This window comes from Chryseobacterium barbadense, from assembly GCF_042849955.1.
Classification (GTDB): Bacteria; Bacteroidota; Bacteroidia; order Flavobacteriales; family Weeksellaceae; genus Chryseobacterium.
The window spans coordinates 1-7,529 of sequence record NZ_BAAFHL010000082.1 but is presented as its reverse complement, the minus strand read 5'-3'; the positions used below and the strand labels follow the sequence as shown (position 1 = coordinate 7,529).

Annotated in this window: 6 protein-coding genes and 1 pseudogene; 4 read left to right on the top strand and 3 right to left on the bottom strand. The window is 37.8% G+C overall.

From position 1 onward, the window contains the following. The 4 genes from ACGHIN_RS15910 to ACGHIN_RS15895 all read left to right on the top strand — a co-directional run. Positions 1–237 (top strand): DsbA family oxidoreductase (locus ACGHIN_RS15910; protein WP_390455737.1); only part of this gene is annotated, 237 nt, incomplete at its 5' end. A 10-nt stretch (positions 238–247) separates the two neighbouring features. Beyond that, positions 248–829: a 5'-methylthioadenosine/S-adenosylhomocysteine nucleosidase family protein gene (locus ACGHIN_RS15905; protein ID WP_390455734.1), complete on the top strand. Its 582-nt coding sequence runs from the start codon at positions 248–250 to the stop codon at positions 827–829. 18 nt (positions 830–847) lie between these two features. Then, positions 848–1,369 carry a GNAT family N-acetyltransferase gene (locus ACGHIN_RS15900; protein WP_390455731.1) on the top strand — a complete coding sequence of 174 codons (522 nt, stop codon included), beginning with the start codon at positions 848–850 and terminating at the stop codon, positions 1,367–1,369. Positions 1,370–1,420: 51 nt separating this feature from the next. Further along, positions 1,421–2,128: a DUF421 domain-containing protein gene (locus tag ACGHIN_RS15895; RefSeq protein WP_390455728.1), complete on the top strand. Its 708-nt coding sequence runs from the start codon at positions 1,421–1,423 to the stop codon at positions 2,126–2,128. Between the two features lie 4 nt (positions 2,129–2,132). Here the strand turns inward: ACGHIN_RS15895 and ACGHIN_RS15890 are convergent, their stop codons facing one another. The 3 genes and pseudogenes from ACGHIN_RS15890 to ACGHIN_RS15880 form a co-directional block, all read right to left on the bottom strand. After that, positions 2,133–3,488: an MATE family efflux transporter gene (locus ACGHIN_RS15890; RefSeq protein WP_390455725.1), complete on the bottom strand. Its 1,356-nt coding sequence runs from the start codon at positions 3,486–3,488 to the stop codon at positions 2,133–2,135. Continuing rightward, a pseudogene (locus tag ACGHIN_RS15885) lies at positions 3,464–4,753 on the bottom strand (lysine N(6)-hydroxylase/L-ornithine N(5)-oxygenase family protein). The gene ACGHIN_RS15890 and the pseudogene ACGHIN_RS15885 overlap by 25 nt, the downstream one beginning before the upstream one ends. A gap of 375 nt (positions 4,754–5,128) precedes the next feature. After that, the coding region (locus ACGHIN_RS15880; RefSeq protein WP_390455722.1) for a GNAT family N-acetyltransferase at positions 5,129–7,529 on the bottom strand (2,401 nt) is incomplete at its 5' end.

The window sequence follows — 7,529 nt, the reverse complement described above, 5'->3', positions numbered from 1 at the left end:
GTTTTAACTTCTGACCAATTGGATTCTGAGGTGAAGCAGGATATTTCCGATGCTCAGCATAATGGGATCAGAAGTGTCCCTTTCTTTGTATTGAATGGCAAATATGCTGTTTCCGGTGCTCAACCTGTTGAAGTTTTTGAAAATGCCCTTCAGCAAACGTATGAGGAAACAATAATTCCGGTAAAAGATCTTTCAGGAAGTGATAACTCTTGTGACACGGATGGGTGTACTATTTAATTTTTAATCAATGATAAAAATAAACGAAGAACTTCATTTTCCGGTTTCGGATACTCTTTTTGTTTTTGCTCTGGAATCGGAAGCGGGAAAAGTATTTGATGAGAAAAATAAGCTGATCACCGGTATCGGAAAAGTGAATGCTGCCATAGAATTAACCAAGGAAATCCATATAAGAAAACCTAAACTGATCGTTAATTTGGGTTCTGCGGGAAGCAAAAACTTCCGAAAAGGAGAAGTAATTTGCTGTACCAAATTTATCCAGCGCGATATGGATGTGAGAGGATTGGGATTTCATTTATATGAAACGCCCTTATCCGGAATTCCACCGGTTTTAGAATATGGGCTTACAATGGATAACCTGAAAGAAGGAATCTGCGGAAGCGGCGACAGCTTTGAAATGAATCATGCCGAAACGGATTATAATATCGTAGATATGGAAGCCTATCCATTGGCATTGATCGCCAAAAAGGAGAATATTCCGTTTTTATGCTTAAAGTATATTTCGGATGATGCAGGAAGTGATGCTGCAGATGACTGGTCTGTACAGGTTCATTTAGCGGCTGAAGCTTTTAAAACCATATTATTCAGTTAAACTTTTCTTACCATCATTATGGCATCAATTATCATCAATCAGGCTGGTCTTGAAGATCTGGAAACCATACAGAATATAGGAAGGCAAACCTTCACAGAAACATTTGCAGCCAGCAATTCTGAAGAGGAAATGGACAAATATCTTACAGAAAGTTTCAGTACGGAAAAGGTAAGATCGGAACTATCAAATCCTGATTCTCTTTTCTATATTGCATGGGAAGAAGATGATCCCGTAGGTTACCTGAAAGTAAATTCCGGAAGTGCCCAAACCGAACTACAGGATGAAACGGCATTAGAAATCGAGCGCATCTATGTAAAAAGCAGCCATCACGGCAAAAAAGTAGGGCAGCTTCTGTATGATCAGGCTTTAGAAACCGCTAAAGCACTAAATAAAACTTATCTCTGGCTTGGTGTATGGGAAGAAAACCAGAGAGCGATACAGTTTTATAAGAAAAACGGATTTGTGGAGTTTGACAAGCACATTTTCAGATTAGGAGATGATGAACAAACGGATATTATGATGAAAAAAGTCTTGTCATAGCACAATAAAACTGGTGCATTTTTTGAAGGATCATCATAAAATTGATTTTCTATGGTATCCTCATTCTTATTGCAGCTTGACTGGAAAGAACTCTTAATGGGCCATGAAGAATGGTCGTTCCTGCTGGAAATTGTATTGCGTACAGCCATTATGTTTCTGACGATTATTGTCGGACTTCGGCTACTGGGAAAAAGAGGGGTAAAACAGCTGTCTATTTTTGAGCTTGTTGTTATTATCGGTTTAGGTTCCGCAGCGGGGGATCCGATGTTTAATAAAGATGTAGGAATTATTTCATCCATTATTGTCTTTATCATCATTATTCTGCTCTACAGCATAATCACTTATTTTATCGGAAGAAGCAAACGTTTTGAGAAACTGGTGGAAGGAAAATCTATTTGCCTGATTAAAAACGGGGAATTTGCCATTGAAAATTTCAAGAAGGAGAATTTAGGAAGTGATGAATTTTTTGCGGAACTAAGATTGAGAGGGGTTTCACAATTAGGACAGGTGGAAATGGCGATAGAAGAAATTTCAGGTGAGATCAGTGTATTTTTCTATGAAGATGAAAAGGTAAAACCGGGATTGCCTATTATGCCTGATTCTTTGGATCACCCGATACAATATATTGATGAAGAAAAATCGTATTCCTGTATTTTCTGTGGACACACCGAAATAAAACCCGTGGGAAATTCAGAAAAATGTTCAAAATGCGGTAAAGACGAATGGGTCCCTTCAAGCCATAAAAAAAGGATCACATAGATCCTTATTTGTTTTCAACAGTTACAGGCTGTAACTTCTTTATTTTATAATTCTTTAATAAAAACAGCGTTACTACAGCTACCGTTATTTCTATCGCAGCACTTCCCCAATAAATACTTTTTACTCCAAAATAGTGCGGAAGAATAAGCATTAATGGTATGTATAGTATCAATTGTCTCAAAAATACCAGAAAGCTGGCTTTTTTACTTTCATTCACCGCAGGATAATAGGAGAGAGCCAAAACAGTGACGGGCAATAATGGTAAAACAGAGAAAAACAGCCTGAAATCAAGGATTTGATGACTGCTTACCGAATACCCCGGAAGCATTAAACCAATCAATGGTTCAGGAAAGAAAAGGGCAATAAAAAAGAAAGGGAATACAATGGCTATACCTGCAAGGATATACGTTTTTAGGAATTTTCTTGCTCTTTCAAACTGACCTGCACCAAAATTCATTCCTACTACAGGCTGTAATCCGCGCATTAATCCGAATAAAGGAGTCAGCAAGAATAGAAAGAAGCGGTTCAACACCGTGAAAAAAGAAATATCATCTTCCGTTCCGTATGCCGCAATAGCGTTGAAGATAATAATACTTTGAATGACACCCATTACTGATAAAATCATTTCCGGCAGGCCTAGTTTCAATATTCTTTTACTAATCTCAGCATCAAAGGAAATGGATTTCCAATCAGTAACAAATGAGCTTTTTCCTTTGGCATAATAATAAAACCCGAGAATGGAGTAGATGATCATTCCACAATTGGTAGCCCAGGCTGCTCCTGAAACTCCCATTCCAAAACCTGAAATGAAAATAGGCTTTAAAATAATATCAATAACTAAACCTACGGCAATCATTGCCGCTGCTGTTTTCATTTTTCCTTCAGCGCGGATCAGCATATTCAATGCCAGACCATAGATCCAGAAGACGGTCCCAATCAGTGTTGTCCGGAAATATTCCACAGCGATGGTTTGCAGGTTTCCTTTGGCTCCCATCATCGCCATCAACTCATGAGCATAGATATAAGCCGGAACCGTACACAATAAGGAGAAAAAGATGCAGAGAAAATTATAGCTTCCAAACAGTGTATACAATTTATCCTGTCTGTTTTCTCCGATCCAGATACTTACTGTAGCTCCTGCTCCGGTTCCAACCAGTCTACCAAAACCCAACACGATCTGAGATAAGGGAAAAGCCATTCCTACAGCAGCCAAAGCCTGTGTATTTATTAAGTATCCTACAAAAATGGCATCCAGAAAATTATTAATCCCATAGAGTACAATCGCCGCAACGGCAGGCCATGAGGTTTCCCACATGACCTTTTTCACTTCACCGTTTAAGATGAATGCTTTGCGGTCCATGCTTTTGAAGTATTAAATTGCTGAAAAGCGATCCTTTTTTCTACTTTATACACTTCTTTTCCGGCAATGGCATTGATGATAATGGCATTCCGGTAAGCTCCCATTCCTAAATCCGGTGTCACAAAACCGTGGGTGTGAAGTTCGGCATTCTGCACAAAAATACTTTCGGTATCATCAATTGTATAGAAACGGCTTACATCAAATAATCCGTCTCCGGTTCTGTTGATAATACTTTCAATTCCTTTTAAAAATTGAGGCTCTTTATACTTATATCCTGTGGCCAGAATAATATATTCCGATGGATGGGTAAATGAAACTTCGTCCTGTACATGGGTGAAATTCAAAATATAAGAATTTCCTTCAGCATCAATGCTATCCAACTGACAGCTTGGTTTCAGTTCAACATGTAACGGAGTATTTCCTACACTCATTTCGTAAAGGGAATCGAAAATATCATTGATCAGATCGAAATTGATTCCTTTATACAACGGAGGCTGTTTTCCCAACAATGTTTTGCGCTGATGAGAAGGCATTTGATAAAAATGATCTACATATTCAGGAGAGGTTAATTCCAATGTAAGCTTTGAATATTCCATCGGGAAGAAACGATCCGGTCATGTGAACCAACTCATTTGTAAACCCTCTTTAGTTTCCGGAAGAAGATCCCGGAATATTTCCGCAGCACTTTGCCCGGAACCTATGATAGAAACGGTATTTGCTTCTGTAATACGTTCTTTATGCTTCAAATATTCCGAAGTATGGATCACATTTGGATAGTTTTTACCTTCCATGAAAGAAGGAAGACTTGGCTGGGTTCCTGTTCCCAGCACTATTTTTTCAGAATAATATCTTGTGACATCATTGTTTTTCAAATCTAAAACTTCAATGATGTACAATTTTTCTGATTCATTATAACTGACATTCTCCACCTTCTTACCAAAAAGGCAATTCGGTAATTGATTCGCTACCCACTGACAATACAGGTTATATTCTTTTCTGAGGATGAAGAAATCTTCTCTGATATAAAATTTATACAGTCTGTCTGTCTCCTTTAAAAAATTAAGAAAGCTGTATTTGCTTTTTGGATCTGCCATTGTCACAAGATCTGCCATAAAAGGGACTTGTAAAGTTGCATTATCGAGCATCAAACCAGGATGCCAGTCGAAACCTTCTGCCTGATCAAGAAAAAGAGCGTTCACATGATCTACAGGCTCTAAAAGTGCTGCAAGACCAAGGTTAAAGGGGCCAATTCCGATCCCGATCATATCATATTTTTGTCTATTTTCCAATGTAATTTGTTTTTAATATTTGTTTTTAACGCAAAGTTTAACATGGAGTGGACATGTTTTAAGGAGCAAAGAATGGCGATAATCGCTGATAAAGCTTTTGACTATAAGCTTCGCTTCTTAAATTAATTTTAATTGATTTTGCTTTGCCGTCTTATTATCGTTTCACTTCAATTTTAAACTTTGCGTTTAATCTAAAACCAACAAGAATTAATTTAAAATGGTAAGAGATTCCTCCTATCGTCGGAATGACAAACGCCCTGTCATTCTGAGCGGAATGAAATGAAGTGAAGAATCTCACTTACTAACCTTAACTGCTTAAATTAAATCTTAATGGTTATTTTTAAATTATACTTAGGCGTTTTTCACTTCCAGTCTGCTTTCCGGACAAGCTTCCCAGTAATTTTCACGGGTACAGAAGGTAAGATAGGCTGTTTTATGCGGCATTTCAATGACTCCTTCACGGGTGTAGCCTAATCTTGTAATGATGCGGTCTGTAGGAACTGCCTCTACAGAAGCTTCACCAATACATTTTCCTACTTCAGGAAGCGAGAAAATATAATCCAAAGCTACCTGAAAGGATTGAAAAGAAAACTTTTTATCTTTCTGGGTTTCTGCCACAAAAAAGTGGGTTCCGTAATCTGTTGGTAAGGCATCGTAATATCTCCCTACAATATCTCTCATCGGCCAGTAAGGCTCAAAGCTGAATTGCGGAACATCATTCACATATCCGATAAAACTGTGCTGTTCGTCGCTCGGAAGAATGGTTCTGAACCAAAGTTCAAGCTCTCTTTTTGGGCCATCCATTTTCCAGAAAGGTTTGGCATGTTCCATGTTGAACCATTCATGAACCATTTCAAAATCTTTGTCAATATCGAAAGGTCTGATGCTGATGTTGATGTTTTCCTCAGCAAAATAGCGGGAGTAAACTGTTTCTTTAGTTTCCGGCTTAATTAATTTATGAGTAAAGAAATAAGTATTTAGAGGATTTGGGGTATCTAAGAAAACCGCAGGATATTCCAAGGATTCATCGGCTTCATTAATGTTTTGAAGGCTTGTAATTAAATTCCCTTTCGTATACCAGTTTCTTTTGTTGATGATATAATTCACAAGGCCTGTTTCATCTTCGTTTTCAAGGGCTTTGAATGCTTTATATACAAGGTTGATCAGCTTTCTTTCATCCGCTAATCTATTGCACCCTAATGCGTTAACAACGCCTAAAATATTATTGGTTACCAGATAATAAGTGTATTTAGGAGCTAATGATTCTTCATCGATGATGGACTGGCTTTCGTTCGCAATTCCCGGTAGTGCTTTGGAAACCATTTCTTTTCTGCCTTCTCTGAAGAAGAATCCCTGATTGTCTCTGAAATAGATCTTCGCCGGAAAGCCTTTCTTATCAAGCTCAATCATTACATTTTGCTGGTGGAACTCACAAGCCAGGCCATACGTATTTAGAATTCCGACAATTGGTCGCACACAAATATGAAGATATTGTTTGAACCAGTCAATAGCAACCTGTTCTACCGGCAGTTCAAGGTTTTCTGATGTTGTTTTGATAATATTCTCCAGTCTGGAAGGCTTTCCTAAAATACCGTCCTGACAAAGTGCCGCTAAAAGAGTTACATTTTTATTTTCTCTTCGGAAAGGGTTTCTTCTGATACTGATGTTAAACCCGTTGATCACTTTTCCATTGAAAGTAACAGCAATAAAAGCAGGATCTACCATAAAATCGATTTCCGGGAAGTCTTTTTGTAAGCTGGCTCCCCAATCTGTTTTCAATAATCTGCTGATGTCATATCCTCTGTGAAGCTCCGGATATAAATTGATTCTTTCTGAATTGGTGATCTTTACATGTAAGGAGAATTTGTACATCCATTTGCTGTCTTCATTATAAACGGTTCTTACCGAAGAAGTAGGCGTGAAGTATTCTCCATAATGACCCAAAGCAAAAAGAACTCCCTGCTCCTGCATAATCTGTACATTTTCCTGGCTTAGCAGATATTCTGCTTCCCAAGGATGCATCGGAACAATTTGATAATCCGGAAATTCATCCCATAATTGCTTATGTTCCGAATCTAAAACAGGGTATATTTTTTCACCCAATTCTTTGGTTACAGGTTCTCCGTCAGCATTTTTTTCAATGATGTTTTCAGGATGGATCAAAAAGTAAAATAGTTGAAACTGCCCTGAAGTTTCAGGAGAATATTTCAGCAGGTCTTCTTTATTGAAGCCTTGTTTTGATTTGGGAACGGGATGAAGAATATGTCCTAAAATCAATGATTGCTCTGCTTCTATAAATGACATTTCAAGATCATTGATCTGTTTGTTGTTTTCTATCAGGTGATTCAGATAAGTTGCAAGATTTTCAATACTGTTGTTTAATCTTTTTAAAACATTGGAAGAATCAATCCCTTCATGACTTCCTTTAGCATATTCAGCAATAAGTATCATAAAGCCGTACACATCCACTTCTGAAACCTCATCAGTTTCTAATACTCTTCGCAGTACCGGAAAATCAAAAAGATGTCTTCCGCTTTCGGAAAAGTAATTCACGGGAATATAGACATCACATCCGATGGATGAAAAATCTATCCTGATGTGCAGGTCGGTAGATGTTTTTTGAAGATGAGTAGCAATTGCCTGATCATATTTCGGAATTCCCAGATAACGGCTCCAGTTGGTAAATTCCCTCATGTAGCAGTTGATCAGGGCAGTATAATTGATCTTTTCAGCATATTCTGTAAGATTTGTT